Source organism: Exiguobacterium sp. s22 (assembly GCF_018617455.1).
Classification (GTDB): Bacteria; Bacillota; Bacilli; order Exiguobacteriales; family Exiguobacteriaceae; genus Exiguobacterium.
Genome location: NZ_JACSKD010000001.1, coordinates 706,543 through 723,476 on the forward strand (window position 1 = coordinate 706,543; position 16,934 = coordinate 723,476).

Genomic DNA, 16,934 nt, shown 5'->3' on the forward strand with positions numbered 1-16,934 from the left:
CTCCTCCTCTTTTCAGTTTTTAGACAAGTTTTCATAGCCATTTTTATATTTGTTCATACATTGTACAATTCAAAATGAATAGTACACGTCCAGTATCAAGACCAAATCTTACTCCTTTTTTAATAAAAAATCAACTATGACGTTACAAATTTTACAATATCCCATACCCTTTCCCATAAGAAAACACGCCTGCATCAAGCAGACGTGTCGTCATTATACGCGTGTCGGAAGGAAGTGTTTACGTGCTAACCACGCACATCCGATTACTCCGGCATCGTTTTCAAGTTCTGCGATTTTGAAAGTCGTTGACTCGTAGACGCGTTCGAGCGCAAACCGTTTAAATTGAGCGTTTAACGGTTCGAGTAATGCATCACCAGCTTTAGAGACGCCGCCCCCGATGACAATCATTTTTGGATTGAGCGTGTTCGCGATGTTCGAAATCGTCAAGCCAAGATATTCCGTCATTTCGTCAATGACTGATGTTGCGATTGAATCGCCCGCCTTATATGCTTCAAAGACGTCACGTGCCGTCACTTCCTTTAGGTCGTTCAAGGATGTGTCTTGATTTTTCCGTTTCTGCAGAGCCAATCGTGAGATGCCAGTAGCGGATGCAATGGTTTCGATACATCCCAAACGACCACAACCACACTTCACAGCTTTCGTATCATCACGCTCTACCGTAATATGACCAATCTCTCCAGCCATACCTGCTGTTCCGTGGACGATATTTCCATTTGTGATCACACCACCACCGACGCCCGTTCCAAGCGTAATCGCCAACAATTCAGATGCCCCTTCTCCAGCGCCTTTCCACATTTCACCGAGCGCTGCAGTATTCGCATCGTTTTCAAGTACAGCCGGAAGACCGACCGCCTGTTCGAATTCGCTCACAAGTGCGAAGTCTTTCCACCCGATATTTGGAGAATATTCAACAACCCCTTCTGAGAAGTTGATGAACCCTGGCGCGCCGATCCCAGCGCCCGCAAAATCTTCTTTCTTTTTACCTGATGTCTCTAAATATGTTTCAAAAGAAGCTGCAATGTCCTTCGGGATATGTACACCGTTTTCTCGAATATCCGTTTTGACTTCCCACTTATCAGAAATGATGCCGTTCATGTCTAAAACAGCCATCTTCACCGTTGTACCTCCGATGTCGATCCCTAGTAACCATTTCATATCGTTCACTCCTCATCTCAACTAAATCGCTTTCATTGATTAGTGTACACTATTATCCCCTTAGTGCAACCCTTTGCACTAAGGGGTTTCTGTCAATCCGTTGAATTTTTCAATTCATGGGTCAAAATGATTTTAGCCGTATCATAAACACGTTGTTCGATGATGCCCCCCTCATACATTTCATCAAGCTCCATCATCATGAGTGAGATTTCAGCATCCCGTTCTCCGATGTAAATAATGGTTCCGAATGATTTTAAAAACTGCTGGACATCATAAAAGTTTTTCATGCTTCTTCCTCCATCGTTGATTGCACATAACGGTATAGCAGTTCTCTCGTGGCTTCCATAGATGACGTATGAGTCCGCTCATAGCTATGACTGGATTCGATTCCAGGTCCAACCAATGCGTGTCGTACATCATAACCGGCACGAATGGCGGCTGATGCATCTGAACCATAGTATGGATATATGTCTACCTTATAGTCAATCTCGTAAGACTTACAAAGTGACGTAAATTTCCGACGCAATCCGATGTCATATGGTCCAGAAGAGTCTTTGGCACAGATTGAGACGGTATATTCATCTGAATGTTGACCATCCCCTAGTGCCCCCATATCGACAGCGACATACTCCACAACCGCTTCTGGAATACCTGCATTCCCTCCGAAGCCGACTTCCTCATAGTTTGAGATCAAGTAATGAACTGTATGTGGTAAGTCTTGATCGACCAAGTCTTTTGCGAGGTCTAATAAAATAGCGACGGATGCCTTATCATCCAAATGGCGTGATTTCACATAACCTGAAGACGTCACTTTAAAACGCGGGTCAAATGAGACGAAATCACCCACTTCAATCCCTAGTGCGTTCACTTCTTCACGCGAGTGAACCTTTTCATCGAGTCGGACTTCTATGTTCGATGCTGAACGCTCCGCAGAGTTGGCATCCTTATAAACGTGCACACTCGACTGATGAATGAGAATCGTACCTTCAATGGCTTCTCTTTCTTCACGATGAATAAGACAGTTCTCCCCCTCGATTGCCGTCCAGGCGTATCCACCGACTTGGGTCAAACGTAAACGCCCACTCGGCAAGATTTCTTTCACCATCGCCCCTAACGTATCGACGTGCGCTGTTAACAGACGCGCTTTTGTTGACCGGCCAGGAAACGTCGCTAGCAATGCTCCTTTATGTAGCCGAGACGTAGTAACTCCGAGAGCGCGTAACTCGCTCTCCGTATATGAAATAGCTTCTTCCGTCATACCAGACGGACTCGGAATATTCACCAATGTCTTTAATGTATCCATCATCTTGTTCATTTTGCTCTCCCCTTACCAAAATCCGTACCCATACAAGAATCCAAATAATAGGATTGTGAGCACAGAAAATAAGATTCGTTGTGTTCGATTTTTCTCATCAGGCAATCCGACGACTCCGGAGACGAAGAATCCACCCACTAGTCCACCTGCATGTGCGAAATGGTCTAAACTTGCACCTAAAACAAATGCCAGGCCCACATTTAATCCTAACATAATAAACAATGGAGGTCCGAGCGTCTTCATAAAAAGTGAACGATCTCGTAATCCAAAGTAAAGTAGCGAGCCCACTAATCCAAAGAGTGCACCAGAGGCCCCCGCCGATATGGATTCACTGAAAGCGAACGATGCCGTCGTCGCCAATACCCCACTGATGATATAAATGATCAAGAATCTGATTGACCCATACATTCGTTCAACAAGTGGGCCGAGTGACCAAAGTGCAAACATATTGATCGCAAAATGAAACCAACCGATGTGTAGAAACATCGGGGTGATCAATCGCCACCATTCTCCTTGTTCGATGAGCGGATTCACTTTTGCGCCGAATGTGACCAACGTATTCGGGTCAAATGTCGAGCCGACCGACTCCGCTACCCACATCACTAAAAATGTAAGGAGTAGGAGTCCGTACACTACTTTCGGTTTACCAAACGAAAATCGCTTCTTAAGCTCCGCCTTCTTCTGTCGATCGAGCGAGACCGCAAGAAGACGAAACCGATCTTCTTCCATCGTAGGAGTACAAATCGATCGAGCCAACGTCACTTTCGCAGGAATCGAAAAAGATAACGAGCTAATTCTTTCTTCATCAACTAACCTCTCCCCGTACAGATGAATCGTCAACCGCTTCCGACCGATTCGGGCAAGACGAAAGGCGTTTAAGATGGCGTGGATATCCATTGCGACATGATTCGCCCATGCCTTTTCAGTTTGGATGTATAAATCATAGCGATCGCCCGCTTTCGTATCGAGCAAGATGACCGCACGGGAAGGCTCTAAAACTCCTTCGATGCGTCCACCGCTTTCAACCGCATGATAAATATCTTCCCAAAAACAACTCGTTGCCAACTAAACCCCCTCCTCTCTCAATTCTATTGTAAATCACGAAACGACGCACGACCAAACGATGATTCGTTCTATATGTATAAAAACCCGTAACCATATGGCTACGGGTTTCCGAAGGGTGGAGATTACAAGACAGGCTCCATTGTTTTCATGAGTACGTTCGCAGAATGTTGCATTTTCTCATGCTCTTCTTGTGACAATTCAATCTCAACGACTTCACGAACGCCTTGACGGTTGATGATTGCTGGCACACCGATATGAATATCGTGCAATCCATACTCTCCATCAAGGTGTGCACCGACTGTCAACAACGTATTCTCGTTACGAAGGACAGCTTTCACCAACCGAAGGAGGCCGAGTCCAATCGCATAGTACGTCGCACCTTTGCGCTCGATAATATGATAAGCGGCATCACGAACATTTACGTAGATGTCTTCAAGGTCTTCCCAGTTGTATTCGTCATGTTCTTCAAGCAACTGCTCGACTGATTTTCCATAAATGCGCGCATTACTCCATGCAGCGAACTCCGTATCCCCATGCTCACCCATGATGTAGGCATGGCAGTTGCGCGGGTCGACATTGAAGTAATCCCCTAACATATAGCGTAAACGGGATGTATCCAACACGGTACCTGAACCGAAGACGCGATGCTTCGGAAGACCTGAATATTTCCAAGCGAGATGTGTCATGATGTCGACCGGGTTTGATGCAATGATGATGATTCCATCGAATCCAGACTCCATAATCTCTGAAATCATGGACTTCATGATTTTCGCATTCTTTTCAACGAGGTCAAGGCGTGTCTCACCTGGACGCTGCGGAGCACCTGCCGTAATCACAACGATATCAGCAACCCCACAGTCCGCATAATCCCCTGCCCAAACGCGCATCGGAGATGAAGCGAAGGAAACACCATGATTCAAGTCCATCGCTTCGCCTTCGGCTTTTGCTTTATTAATGTCGATGATGACAAGCTCCTCACAAAGACTAGCTGTCGTTAATTGGTATGCGAAACTCGCACCTACTGCCCCTGCCCCTACAAGTGCGACACGTGTTACTTTAGCATGATTTAATGTTTCCATATTGATTCTCCACCCTTCGAACAATCTGTTTCATGTATTTGTTATCTCTGTTACATAAAGATTGTAACATCATTCACAAACCCTAACTACAGCGGAAACCGTTTTCACTTTGGCGATATTGTGACAACATTCACATTAGAATGAAACATCTTCATTTTCTGTACTACCCTCATCTGAATATGAAAAAACAAATCACCGTTGCCCCCAACACGGATAAAAAATTAACCGCATCATTCCCGAGTAGACGGGACCCTGACACATAAATCGTCGGGACTTGATGATGAATTTTTTTCTCCGTCAGTTTGTCACAGACGTCACAGCGAAACTTCCGCTGCACAGTAGCGCCAAGTAACGTATCGATGATGCTTCCACTCAGACCGATTGCCCAAAGCATTAGAAAGAGCGGTAGGTCCACTTCGATAAACAATACTGAAGACAACACGATCACGAACGCTCCTACGATCGACATCATCGTCCCAAACGTTGACACTGCTCCGCTTGTGCCCGGTTCAACTCGTTTAAACGTGAACATGAATCGTGGTCGATGAGACGATAAAACACCGAATTCCGATCCCCACGTATCACTCGTCGCGGCTGCAATGGAAACGATGTACATATAGAGAAAGACGTAATCTTTCGTATATAAAAATCCAAGTGCACAAAGGATACCTACTCCACCGTTCGCCAATACTTGTATGGCATCACGGGCACCGGTCTTTTCGACGATATCGTCGACCCCTTGCTTATCCCTAGAGCGATATTTTGAGGCAAGCGAGGATGTCGAGAAAAATACACCGAGTAAGTAAAGTCCAAACCATCCAAACGATAATCCAATTACCGTACCCGTCACAACTGTCAATAGAGCTCCTGAGAGCGTCAAGGAGTGTAATCGATACCCGAGATAGGCGACAACGCATGTCACGATAAAAATGGCAAACATTGAATACTCTCCTTTTCCGTCACAATCCACTGTACTGGGAGATCGTGCGGTTCTGTCGGTACGTGTGTTACAAGTTGGGCAGAATAAGCTAGTGAAAGGGTCACACCTTCGTATGTCTCTAGAAATCGGTCATAGTATCCCCCGCCCCATCCGACACGAAAGCCAGAACGATCAAACACTCGTCCTGGGACGAGACATAAATCAATCGTCTGCGTCGTTGGAGAAGTCGTCGGTTCTAATATATTCATGACACCGACCTCAAGGTCATCGAATGAGTTGATGACATGAAATGTAATCCCCTGCTCCATTACTTTCGGGACACACACCGTTTTTCCTTCTTTAAATGCTTCATGAATAATCGGTGATGTTTCGATTTCAAGTGGGAGTGACAATGTCACAGCAATCGTTTGACTGTTTTTCCACAAAGACGTCGCGAACAGTCGTTGATGAATCAACTCATCCACTTCTTGCCGATTTTCCATTTGTCTAATGTACTGATGTACGGTACGTCTAAGCGCAGCTTTTTCATCCACAACTATTCCTCCTTACAAAAAAAGCCGCCACATATGTGACGGCCGGTCCCTTATTACTTCACTTCGCGGTAAAGCGTGTGACGACGGAGACGTGGGTTGTATTTGCGCAACTCGAGGCGCTCAGGGTTGTTACGTTTGTTTTTCTTCGTGATGTACGTGCGATCGCCTGTTTCTGTGCAAGCTAATGTAATTTTAACGCGCATTTCTTTCACTCCCATCTTAATGATGTTGTATCAAGTGCTTTTGCTTTACAGTCTAAGCATACTCAATTATCCTACCAAGTTTCCTGTGAAAAAGCAAGGTTATTTCACGTTCTTTTTCATTGAATCCTGTCCATACGGAGAAGTTTCAAGAGGCAGGCATGTGTTGACATTCTCACTCAACTGATACCGTTGTTTCAGGTCAGGAATGGAGATCTCTTCACCGACATAGACAACCTTCGCGACAGGGAACACGCTGTTTTCAATTCGATGGATCGCATCGAACAAACCACCGTGACCATGCGGATTGCGTGTCGCTTCAAAGGACAACATAGTTGAGTATAACGGAAGCTTAAGGGAATGCGCAAGTTCTCTCGCAGCAGGAATCGTCATCCAATCAAAATGGTGAACCACTTTGAACGGAACTCGTTTCGCCAGCCCATGTACAAGCTTCACATAGGCAATATTTTGTGTGGCCACTTGATTCATGACATGTTCTAAAAATGGACTCGTCGGTCGAACACGATAGACATGAATATTCCCATGTCGTTCATACTCCGGCAATCCTTCGTGATATGGTGTCAGTACGTAAACTACTTCTCCTTCATTCGCTCTAGCTTCCACTTCATCAATGACTCGTTTCCCGAGTCCACCGACGAGATGACCGTGATATTCAGGAGTCAGCACCAAAATGGCCGGGTCCTCTTGTTCGCGTTCCTTCGTCACATAATAATCATGAGGCGCTAGGAATGAATCGATTTCGATATCTGCATCTTGAAGAAACGGATACGCTTTATAATGTTCGTCTAGTAATTGAGGTGTAAGCGAATCCTGATAGAGCGCCGTCTCTAGTTCTGCGAACAGACGCGTATGCTCACGGAAGCGTTCAGCTGCATATTGCGCAGTCGTTTGTCCATCTAAAATGAACGCCCAGTCGCTCGATACGGCCAACACATAATGACGGATCAATTGCTTCAACGCACGATCGGTTAACTCGGATTGCTCGCGATAGTCTGCCACATCTTTAACCAATTGCATCTCCATCATATGAAGGTGTCGAAGCATCCATTCGTTCCGTTCATTAATCCAAACCTCGCCATATCCTTTACGTCCCCATGTGTTCATCGAGACGTGTACGGTCTGTAAATCTTTAAAATGACGTTCTAGGAAGATGGCCGGCGTGATCGTCTCGATCCCAAACTCATCAAGTCGTTCTGCGACTTGGCCAAGGAATTCTGGTCCTTCAAACCACCAATGACCGAACAGTTCCGCATCAAACGGTGCCGTGACGAGGAAAGGTGGGAACGTTTGAGCACTGTGTGCCTCGAGATGTGATTCTAAGGTTTTGGCAAAGTCCATCGCATGATTTCCGATTTGATGCTCCGCCCATTCCCGTACATAGAAATCTTTCTGATCTGTATCGCCCGTGATCCGGTGCATTTTTAGTCCCGTATCGAAACGGATTCCTTCTGGATGCATAAAGGATTGAATGTAGTCCCAATCCCGATCATATGCCAAATCGCGATAAAATTCACGATAGTCCGGGTGACCCGGATACCCAATCATCGAACTCCAAATTTTACCCGAAATGATTTGGTCCCGAGGGAATAGCGCAACACCATGTGGTGAATATACAGGCGCTCCGATCCCTTTCTCAGGTGTCGGATCTGCGTCAAGAAGAGCATGTTCGTCGACAAAGGTATAACGTATGCCCTCTTCAAATAAAATTCGGTCGACACCCGGTGTATAGGCACACTCTGGTAACCAAATGCCGGTCGGTCGGAATCCATAATGACGTTCAAAACAATTTAGGCCCGTACGGATCTCCGCGCGTGCAGCTTGCTCTGTAAATAGATGTGGGTTAAATCCATGGGTTGCCGTACAAGTGACCATGTCGATATATCCCGCTTCACGATATGTACGGAACGCCTCGTTCAAGTTTTTATCCCAATGCAAAAACGTATTTTTCAAATCGTTATATCGCTGACGATAAAAATGTAACGTTGCTTTTTCTGCATCGGTTCTGTCTTCAGATAGCTCTAGTTCAATCAATTCGAGCATCTCATCCAAATGGTCCACATAACGGTCTTGAATGAGTGGGTCGGCAAGCATCTCGACAACCGGTGGTGAAATGCTGACCGTCCAATGCAAGGGTCGTTTCAAGCGGTCTACTTGCCATAAAATCGGCAGATATGTTTCAGAGATGGCTTCATAGACCCATCTTTCTTCTAAACGATGTTTTTCTTCATGCCGGACGTACGGTAAATGAGCATGAAGGACGAGTGAAAAGTATCCTGGTTTCATGTATAGAGTCCTCCTTATCGTACGTAACGATATGCCGCATATTTTGGTAATGTATCGAGTACTTCAGGAGAGTCGACTTCTCCGTATTGCCAACGGCGTACCGGTTCCGCGAATCGACCAGTGCCGCTCGGCTCCGCACGAGGCGTATCCAGCGGTTTAGACGCCACAATCGGCAAAAACTCCCCTTCCATTGTGCGAATCCCAAATTCAAACACATATGTCGTATTCGGGTCTAGCGGACGAACGAACCAGCTATTCGTCATTTCTGGAAGGTCGAACGTGTAGGATCGGTTTGCCTGACCGCTACTGAAGTCTAGTAATGTCACGTCTAGAATTCGGAACGCTTTCGGCAAGTCTTCCCATCTTCTCATGAATTGGAGTTCTAACGTCTCTTTGACAAGATCAGACACTTCCCAACAAACGTACACTGAGTTCGGGGACTGAACGACCGCGTGTAAAAAATCGACATTATATCGGTCTGGAAGCTGCCAAAAACCCTCTGGACCCTGATCAAGAAGTGGAGAAGTCGCTCCATCAAGCGTTTCCTTTGTCGATGCGACTTGTTTTTTAGACGTTTCAACTGTCGCCTTTGATTTCTTGTTTCCACCCTTTGGTTTCACAGGGGCAACCGCCTCCGATTCTTGTTGCTGATTTCTCCATTTCCGCCATGCGTATTGGACTTTGCCAATCGGGACGTCTAGTTCTGCCGCAATCTGTTTTAGCGTAAGTCCTTGTTGTTTCAAGGATACGATTTTCTCTTCCATCTCTATATGGCTCCCTTCATGTAAAAATCCATGTAGACTATTATTCGCTCCTTGAGTTTGATTTCCTGCCCAAAAAAATAAAGAACAACAGCACTGTTGTTCTTTACCACTAATCTTATTGGTTCAAATCATAATGTTTCCCTTTTTCAAGGAAAATTAAATGTTCACCGAAGTTCGTCACATGGTCACCCATCCGTTCGAGGTATCGAGCGATGTTTGAGAATTCATATACATCGTTCGTTCCAACCGTCATCGCAGGAAGTGAACCGATATATTGTTTGATTACCGTTAAATTGATGTCGTCAATGACACGGTCCATCTCATTGAGTTCACGAACACGACTTACCTCGCCTTTACGATAAGCGCGCGTCGCAAGTTCGAGCATATCAATCAATTGTTCAGCCATCTGTTTGAGCGGTTGAATGTCGTGTAAATAAGGAACATGTTCGATTCGAGTGACCGCTTTTGCAATATTCGTCGCATAATCGGCAATCCGCTCGAGATCTGTAGCTGACTTCATCGTCACGATCAAACGACGCAAGTCAGTTGCGACCGGTTGTTGTTTGGCAATCAATAGAATCGCTTCATCGTTGATCGTCAATTCTAAGTCGTCGAGTTCATTGTCGTTCTCAATGACAGTCTTAGCTAATTCAAGATCATGCTTTTCTAACACTTCGATGGCGGTTGCCGTTTGACGCATCGTCAAATTTGCCAAACGGACCACCTTATCTTCTAATTCAATCAATTTCGTATCAAAAAATGTGCGATTTTGTGCCATCAATCTAGTCTCCTCCTTAACCGAAACGGCCAGAAATATAGTCTTCCGTCCGTTTATCAGATGGATTCGAGAAAATCTTATCTGTTACATCGAACTCGACAACTTCTCCGTTTAAGAAGAATGCCGTTTTATCCGAAACACGGGCAGCTTGTTGCATGTTATGCGTCACGATGATGATTGAGTACTGTTCTTTCAACTCTTGAACCAACTCTTCTACCTTTAAAGTAGAGATCGGGTCAAGGGCAGACGTCGGTTCATCCATCAAGATGACATCAGGTTCGATTGCCAATGTGCGTGCGATACAGAGGCGTTGTTGTTGTCCACCTGAGAGACCATAGGCGTTCTCATTCAAACGGTCTTTTACTTCATCCCAAATTGCAGCCCCACGTAATGAACGCTCGACAATCTCATCGAGTACCTTCTTATTTTTGATGCCATGTGTCCGCGGTCCATATGCCACATTGTCATAAACCGATTTCGGGAACGGGTTTGGTTGTTGGAATACCATCCCGACCGACGTACGCAAATCTTCTACCTTGTATCCACGATCGAAGATGTTACGACCATGATATAAAATTTCACCATTTGTACGAACCGATGGGACGAGTTCGACCATGCGGTTCAATGTTTTAATGAATGTCGATTTCCCACAACCAGATGGTCCGATGATTGCCGTCACTTCATTCTTTTTAATATCGAGGTTGACGTCAATCAAAGCCTGGTCTTCTCCGTACCACAAGTTCAAATTGTTGACGACATAGGCACTATCTTTTTTCATCTCAGTCGTTTTCGGTTCTGTCGTAGTTGTGTTCACGTTTTGATCTCCTTTATTGAGCTCTTGTTGTTTCATCATCTCGAGGTTCCTCCTCATTCATCTGCAAAAAACCTTAATGTCGATTTGTATATTTGTTTCGAATATAAATTGCAACCGAGTTCATCGCGATGAGCATCGTCATGAGTACGATGATTCCCGCTGCAGCTAAGTTTTGGAACTCTGCTTGTGGTCGGCTCGTCCAGTTGTAAATCTGAATCGGTAGTGCCGTGAAGTCAGAGAACACACTGCTTGGTGTCGTTGAAATAAACGTCGCAGCTCCGACCATAATCAAAGGCGCTGTTTCTCCAATTGCACGAGAAACGGCAAGGATAATCCCCGTAATGATCCCAGGGATTGCTGATGGTAAGACGACGTTGAATGTTGTTTGCCACTTTGAGGCACCTAAAGCCAACGAGGCATGGCGCAATTCCATCTTGACGGCTCGTAGCGCTTCTTGTGAAGCGACGATGACAATCGGTAGACTCATAAGTCCAAGTGTCAATGCCCCAGCCATAATCGAGTTCCCTAACTCCATGACGCGAACAAAAATCGTCAAACCGAGCAATCCGAATACGATTGAAGGGACACCAGCCAAGTTCGAAATGTTCACTTCGATAAATGAAGTCATTCGATTTTTCGGTGCATATTCTTCTAGATAGATGGCGGCACCGACACCGATGACAAACACCATCGGTACGATAAGGAACATGAGCCAGATCGATCCGATTAATGCGGGATACAATCCAGCTTGTTCTGGACGCCTTGACGGGAAGTTACGCAAGAAATCGAGGTCAACCCACCCCGCCCCTTTTGAGAGGATGTCATAAATCAACGTCGATAAAACGACCAACGCAAAGACAAGACCTGCCAAAAAGATATATTTGAAAATCTCATTCATTTGTAAACGACGTTTGATGCGCGCAGACACCGTCTCGCGATTCATCAGGTTCTTTGTATTCTTGAACTCACTGTTCGGTAAAGCCATATTAGTACTCCTCTCTGAAGCGGCGCGTCACCCAGTTTGCGAATAAGTTCATCACAAGAGTAAAGACGAACAATAACGCACCGACCGCATAGATACTGTAATATTCGATTGTGCCGTAACCTGCATCACCTTTCGCGATTTGAACGATATAAGCAGTCATCGTTTGAATCGCATTCAGTGGGTTGAACTCAAAGTTCGGTTGTGAACCACCGGCGATCGTCACAATCATCGTCTCACCAATCGCACGACTCATCCCAAGAACGATTGAGGCAATAATTCCAGACGTCGCTGCAGGCATGACAACTTTCGTCGCCACTTCAAGACGTGTCGCACCTAAACCGAGCGCACCGTCCCGAATTTTCTTCGGAACAGCACTCATTGCATCCTCAGAAATCGAGGCAATCATCGGAATAATCATAATCCCGACGACAATCCCTGGGCTGAGTGCATTGTAAATTTTAAGTCCTGGGATGAGTGCTTGCAAAATCGGTGTAATGAATGACAAGGCGAAGAAACCGAATACGATTGTCGGTACACCGGCCAACACTTCTAGAATTGGTTTTAACACACGTCGTGCCCGTTCAGAGGCGTATTCACTTAAATAAATCGCAGACGCCAAACCGAGTGGGACGGCTACAATCATCGCAATCACAGTAATTTGGAGTGTTCCCATCACAAGGGCCCATACCCCGAAGCGCTGATCTGCACTAAGCGGGTACCATTCTGTCGATCCTAAAAATTCTGCGACAGGGACTCGTTCAAAGAACTTGAATAGCTCAAAGCCTAATGTGAACGCAATACCAATGGTCGTGACGACCGATACGAATGCGCTCAAGAATAATAAGAACGGCATGATTTTATCAAACACGTTCGTCGTACTATATTTCTTTTGTTTATTTTGTTGAATCATCTCTCGAATCGAAAGCTTATTGTTCGGTTCATTCATCTCGTGTATCGCTCCCTACCTCTTCATACTAGAAAGCATGGCGAGAAGGCGAGACCGTGTCTCACCTTCTGCCACCCATCATCTTATTCTCCAGCGATCTCATCAATCATCTTCATGTTTTCATCGTAACGGCCTTGTTCCATTTTCACGTAACCGACTTCTTCAGAAAGGTCAGCTGCATTTTCGTTCATGAAACGTGCGAAGTCCGCAACTTGCTCTTTGTCTTTCAACGAAGCGTTGTTGACGTACGTGTAGATCTCACGTGAGAGCGGGTAAGATAAATCGTTAATCGTGTCATGTGTCGGCTCAACGCCCTCAACATTTAATGCACGAAGTGTGTCTTGGTTTTCAAGGTAGTAAGCGAATCCGAAGAATCCGATTGCACCTTCTGTGCCAGCTACACCTGTTACGAGTACGTTGTCATCTTCAGACAATTGTGCGTCTTGACGAATATCGACTTCATCAAGAACTTTCTCGTCGAAGAAATCGTACGTACCTGAATCTTTACCTGGTGCGAAGAATGAAATTTCTTCATCTGGCCAGTCAGAGCGAACGTCTTTCCATGTTTTCACACTTGTATCTGTCCACATTTTTTTCAATTCTTCAATTGTAATATCTTGTGCCCAATCGTTTGCCGGGTTCACAACAAGTGAAAGACCGTCAAGTGCGACTGCAAGTTGTGTGAATTCCACACCATTTTTCTCAGCTTCAGCAGCTTCTTCTTCTTTAATTTCACGTGACGCGTTTGAGAAATCAGTTTCTCCCGTCACGAAGCGCTTGAATCCACCACCCGTTCCAGAGACACCGACTGTCACTTCAACTTCTGGTTGTTCAGCTGAATATTCTTCTGCGACTGCTTCCATGATTGGGAATACAGTTGATGATCCGTCCATGACGACTTTTCCTGATAGCGCATCGCCTTCAGCAGCGCCGCCTTCTTCGTTATTCCCACAAGCAGCACCTACGAGTGCGACTGAAGTGATCGAAGCGAGTAAAGCTGATTTTTTCATCCAAGACATTTGTGACGTCCTCCTTGAGTTTGCTTTGATTTTTGTTGTGGATCTGTTGTTCTGTCCTACAATTAATATCCTAATGAACTTCTATTAACGAGAAATAAACGGAACGTAAAAGAATTGTAAAGACAAAAAAAGAAGTCACCGAAGTGACTCCTTTTATTGAAGCATTGCATTCACATCTTCTAGATTGAAGTAAGCTTTCATGATGTCATGCGCGACACGAGTGTTAATCCCCTCTGCCTCAAGACCTGGCATAATGATTGCCCATGCAATTTCAGGGTTATCATAAGGCGCCCAACCGACATGGTTTGAGTTCAATGTCTTGATTGGTTCTCCGTTCGCATTTCGTTTTGCCTGACCGTCTTCGCCTTCAGCGATCGCTTGTGCTGTTCCCGTTTTACCGGCAGCAGTCATACCAGTCAGTTGCAAAATACGAGATGATCCGGATGATGATTCTACCCCTTGACGATACCCTTCACGAACGCGCTGAATGTATTCGTCTTGAATATTGACTTTGTTTAATGCATTCGGCTGGAACGTGCTAACGACTTGTTTCTTGTTTTCATCAAGCGAACCTGGCTCAATGATTTCTTTTAACAAGTGCGGTTGCACACGATATCCCCCATTTGCTAAGGCAGATGTATATTGGGCCAATTGAATCGGCGTATAAGAAATATATTGTCCGATGGCCATATCCATGAGGAGCGTGACACGGTCCGGTACACTGCGGAAACCGGTTGACTCAAACGGCAAGTCGATTCCCGTTTCGATTCCGAGTCCGAATTGTTTATAGTAGTGTTCCATCGTTTCAAATGCCTGTGTGACATTTTCTCCGACGATTTGACCCGTCGAATAGTAGTCAGCCAAGCGCAACGCGATTTGGAACATGTAGATGTTCGAAGACATCGCAAGAGCATCTAAGTCGTTGATGTTACCCATATTTCGATATGACGCTTTCACAGACGAACCGATTCGAATCGGAGCATCGTAAATATATTCTCCCGGTTTGACGACTCCTTCTTCAAATCCATAGGCGACCGTGGCGCCTTTAATGGTAGATCCGATTTGGCTCGCCCGAAGGACAGTACCTGTTGAAACGTCTTTAAACTCATTCGTTTCTAAATCAAGTTCTTGTCCAGAAAGTGCCAACAGTTCGCCCGTCTGAGGGTTCATGACGACTGCGAACGCCCGATCGAAATGTGGACTACCAGACCGTCCAGCACGAATTGCCTTTTTCAAAATCTCATCGACTTCTTTTTGGAATTCAATGTCTGTCGACAAGACGATATCTTTCCCTGGATTCCCGCTCACTCGCGTCGGCTCCCCGACCGGCTCTCCTTTGAAGGTAGTAAAGACATCGTATGCAGGCGTTCCACGAAGGACATCTTCATATTGTTGTTCCAAATAAGAAGTCCCAACACGGTCATTCAACCCATAACCTTTCGCCTGATAAGATGCGCGTTGTTCTGCCGGGATTTGGCGATAGCTTCCTAAGAAGCTTTTAAACGTATCGCCGAATGGGTAATCCCGTTGATAATAAGGCTCGACACTGACACCAGGCAACAGTTCTAGGTTTTCTTCAATGACTGCCATCTCTTTCGGACTCGCTCCGATCTTGATGACTTGTGGGTCGAGCGCATATCCGCTCTCCATATTGTGTTTGATGGCGATGATTTCTTCTGTCGCATCATCAAACGTAATTTCTTCTTCAGTGATGGAGTCGAGTAAGAGTCGGTCCACTTCCTGGTTGGATAGCGCGGCCCGCTCCTCTTCTGACAACTCTTCTAATAACGCTTGCGTACGCTCTTGCGCCAACTCTGGATTTGTTGCAATCCAATAGTCTTTCCGGTCACGTTCCGTCATCTTCCGGTCTTCTTTTGGAATATCCACGATTTCCGCCAACTTTTTCGCAACGTCCAAGCGTTCATCTGTTTTCGTCACTTGCGAACGACGATACATGACCGAATAGTTGGAAATGGTGTCCGCTAGCACTTGACCGTTCCGATCATAAATTTTCCCACGCGGTACCTCATATTTGATTTTACTTGACTCTGTTTTCTGTACTTCCCGCGCGATTAATTCTCCGTTCACGATTTGAACGACACCTAATCGGAATATAAGGGTCGCAAAGAGAATAAAGACGATGAAAAATAGTAAATTCAAGCGTAACGGTAAGTGGTTTCGCCGTTTCTTCGGCACTTTCACACGATTTTTAGCCAAGTCCGTTAACTCCTTCCGCAATCAATTCCTTCTATATGAAAGAAGACAGAGATTCCTGTCAATTTGTCCGTTTTTCACTATATCATAATTTGTTTACAAAATAATGAAAAGCATAAAAAAACCCGAGACTCTCATGAGAATCTCGGGTGATGTCAACTTATTTTGCGTCTGCGTACAACGTTCCGACATAATCCCAGTCGATGACGTGGAAGAATGCGTTGATGTAGTCAGGACGACGGTTTTGGTAGTTCAAGTAGTAAGCGTGCTCCCAAACATCGAGTCCGAGGATTGGTGTAACACCTTCCATGATCGGTGAGTCTTGGTTTGGTGTAGACGTTACTTCGAGTTTTCCATTTTTCACGACGAGCCATGCCCATCCTGAACCGAAACGAGTTGTTGCAGCTTTCGTGAACTCATCCTTGAATGCTTCGAAACTACCGAACGATTCATCAATTGCAGCAGCGAGTTCACCAGACGGTGTACCATTTTCGTTCTTCTTCAAGAGTTTCCAGAAGAATGAGTGGTTCCAGTGGCCGCCACCATTGTTACGGACAGCAGTTTGAATGTCAGCAGGAAGCGAATCGATTTTTTGAAGCAAGTCTTCGAGTGAAGAGTACTCCACATCTTTCCCTTCGAGTGCATTGTTTACGTTTGTAACGTAAGTGTTGTGGTGTTTTGTGTGGTGGATTTCCATCGTGCGTGCGTCAATGTGTGGTTCGAGTGCATCATATGCGTAATCAAGTTGTGGTAATTCAAATTTAGCCATTACTAAAATCCCCCTTAAATGTGTTTTGAACAA

General features: G+C 45.3%; 17 protein-coding genes. All 17 read right to left on the minus strand.

Translation table 11 applies throughout. The features are described from left to right. Positions 1-213: 213 nt before the first annotated feature. Positions 214-1,176 carry an ROK family glucokinase gene (locus tag KNO94_RS03720; protein WP_214777567.1) on the minus strand — a complete coding sequence of 321 codons (963 nt, stop codon included), beginning with the start codon at positions 1,174-1,176 and terminating at the stop codon, positions 214-216. Between the two features lie 92 nt (positions 1,177-1,268). Continuing rightward, positions 1,269-1,463 carry a YqgQ family protein gene (locus KNO94_RS03725; RefSeq protein ID WP_214741141.1) on the minus strand — a complete coding sequence of 65 codons (195 nt, stop codon included), beginning with the start codon at positions 1,461-1,463 and terminating at the stop codon, positions 1,269-1,271. Further along, positions 1,460-2,491, minus strand: coding sequence for a M42 family metallopeptidase (locus KNO94_RS03730; RefSeq protein WP_214777569.1), 1,032 nt, complete (start codon positions 2,489-2,491; stop codon positions 1,460-1,462). Before KNO94_RS03730 ends, KNO94_RS03725 begins: the two co-directional genes overlap by 4 nt. 12 nt (positions 2,492-2,503) lie before the next feature. Next, positions 2,504-3,556 carry a rhomboid family intramembrane serine protease gene (locus KNO94_RS03735; RefSeq protein WP_214777571.1) on the minus strand — a complete coding sequence of 351 codons (1,053 nt, stop codon included), beginning with the start codon at positions 3,554-3,556 and terminating at the stop codon, positions 2,504-2,506. Positions 3,557-3,678: 122 nt separating this feature from the next. Continuing rightward, complete coding sequence (locus KNO94_RS03740; RefSeq protein WP_214741148.1) at positions 3,679-4,635, minus strand: L-lactate dehydrogenase; 957 nt, start codon at positions 4,633-4,635, stop codon at positions 3,679-3,681. A 169-nt stretch (positions 4,636-4,804) separates the two neighbouring features. Continuing rightward, the gene (locus KNO94_RS03745) at positions 4,805-5,575 is read right to left on the minus strand and encodes a DUF92 domain-containing protein (protein WP_214777573.1); all 771 of its coding nucleotides are present in this window, start codon (positions 5,573-5,575) and stop codon (positions 4,805-4,807) included. Next, on the minus strand, positions 5,554-6,108 hold the full coding sequence (locus KNO94_RS03750; RefSeq protein ID WP_214777575.1) for a 5-formyltetrahydrofolate cyclo-ligase: 555 nt from the start codon (positions 6,106-6,108) through the stop codon (positions 5,554-5,556). Before KNO94_RS03750 ends, KNO94_RS03745 begins: the two co-directional genes overlap by 22 nt. 53 nt (positions 6,109-6,161) lie before the next feature. Next, complete coding sequence (gene rpmG, locus KNO94_RS03755) at positions 6,162-6,326, minus strand: 50S ribosomal protein L33 (protein ID WP_255313299.1); 165 nt, start codon at positions 6,324-6,326, stop codon at positions 6,162-6,164. A gap of 84 nt (positions 6,327-6,410) precedes the next feature. After that, on the minus strand, positions 6,411-8,612 hold the full coding sequence (locus KNO94_RS03760) for a 1,4-alpha-glucan branching protein domain-containing protein (RefSeq protein ID WP_214777576.1): 2,202 nt from the start codon (positions 8,610-8,612) through the stop codon (positions 6,411-6,413). A 14-nt stretch (positions 8,613-8,626) separates the two neighbouring features. Then, positions 8,627-9,376 carry a DUF4912 domain-containing protein gene (locus KNO94_RS03765; protein ID WP_214777578.1) on the minus strand — a complete coding sequence of 250 codons (750 nt, stop codon included), beginning with the start codon at positions 9,374-9,376 and terminating at the stop codon, positions 8,627-8,629. A gap of 115 nt (positions 9,377-9,491) precedes the next feature. Continuing rightward, positions 9,492-10,154 carry a phosphate signaling complex protein PhoU gene (phoU, locus tag KNO94_RS03770; RefSeq protein ID WP_214741158.1) on the minus strand — a complete coding sequence of 221 codons (663 nt, stop codon included), beginning with the start codon at positions 10,152-10,154 and terminating at the stop codon, positions 9,492-9,494. A 16-nt stretch (positions 10,155-10,170) separates the two neighbouring features. After that, the gene (gene pstB, locus KNO94_RS03775; protein ID WP_224862754.1) at positions 10,171-10,932 is read right to left on the minus strand and encodes a phosphate ABC transporter ATP-binding protein PstB; all 762 of its coding nucleotides are present in this window, start codon (positions 10,930-10,932) and stop codon (positions 10,171-10,173) included. Between the two features lie 109 nt (positions 10,933-11,041). Next, positions 11,042-11,953, minus strand: a complete 912-nt coding sequence (pstA, locus tag KNO94_RS03780) for a phosphate ABC transporter permease PstA (RefSeq protein ID WP_214741162.1) — start codon at positions 11,951-11,953, stop codon at positions 11,042-11,044. 1 nt (position 11,954) lies between these two features. Further along, a complete protein-coding gene (gene pstC / locus KNO94_RS03785) occupies positions 11,955-12,899 on the minus strand; it encodes a phosphate ABC transporter permease subunit PstC (protein WP_214777580.1) in 945 nt (314 codons plus the stop codon). Between the two features lie 83 nt (positions 12,900-12,982). Beyond that, entirely contained in the window at positions 12,983-13,918 is a 936-nt protein-coding gene (locus KNO94_RS03790) for a PstS family phosphate ABC transporter substrate-binding protein (RefSeq protein ID WP_214777582.1), read from the minus strand. Positions 13,919-14,071: 153 nt separating this feature from the next. Continuing rightward, a complete protein-coding gene (locus KNO94_RS03795) occupies positions 14,072-16,135 on the minus strand; it encodes a peptidoglycan D,D-transpeptidase FtsI family protein (RefSeq protein WP_214777584.1) in 2,064 nt (687 codons plus the stop codon). Positions 16,136-16,292: 157 nt separating this feature from the next. Beyond that, positions 16,293-16,901, minus strand: a complete 609-nt coding sequence (locus tag KNO94_RS03800; RefSeq protein WP_214777586.1) for a superoxide dismutase — start codon at positions 16,899-16,901, stop codon at positions 16,293-16,295. Positions 16,902-16,934 lie beyond the last annotated feature (33 nt).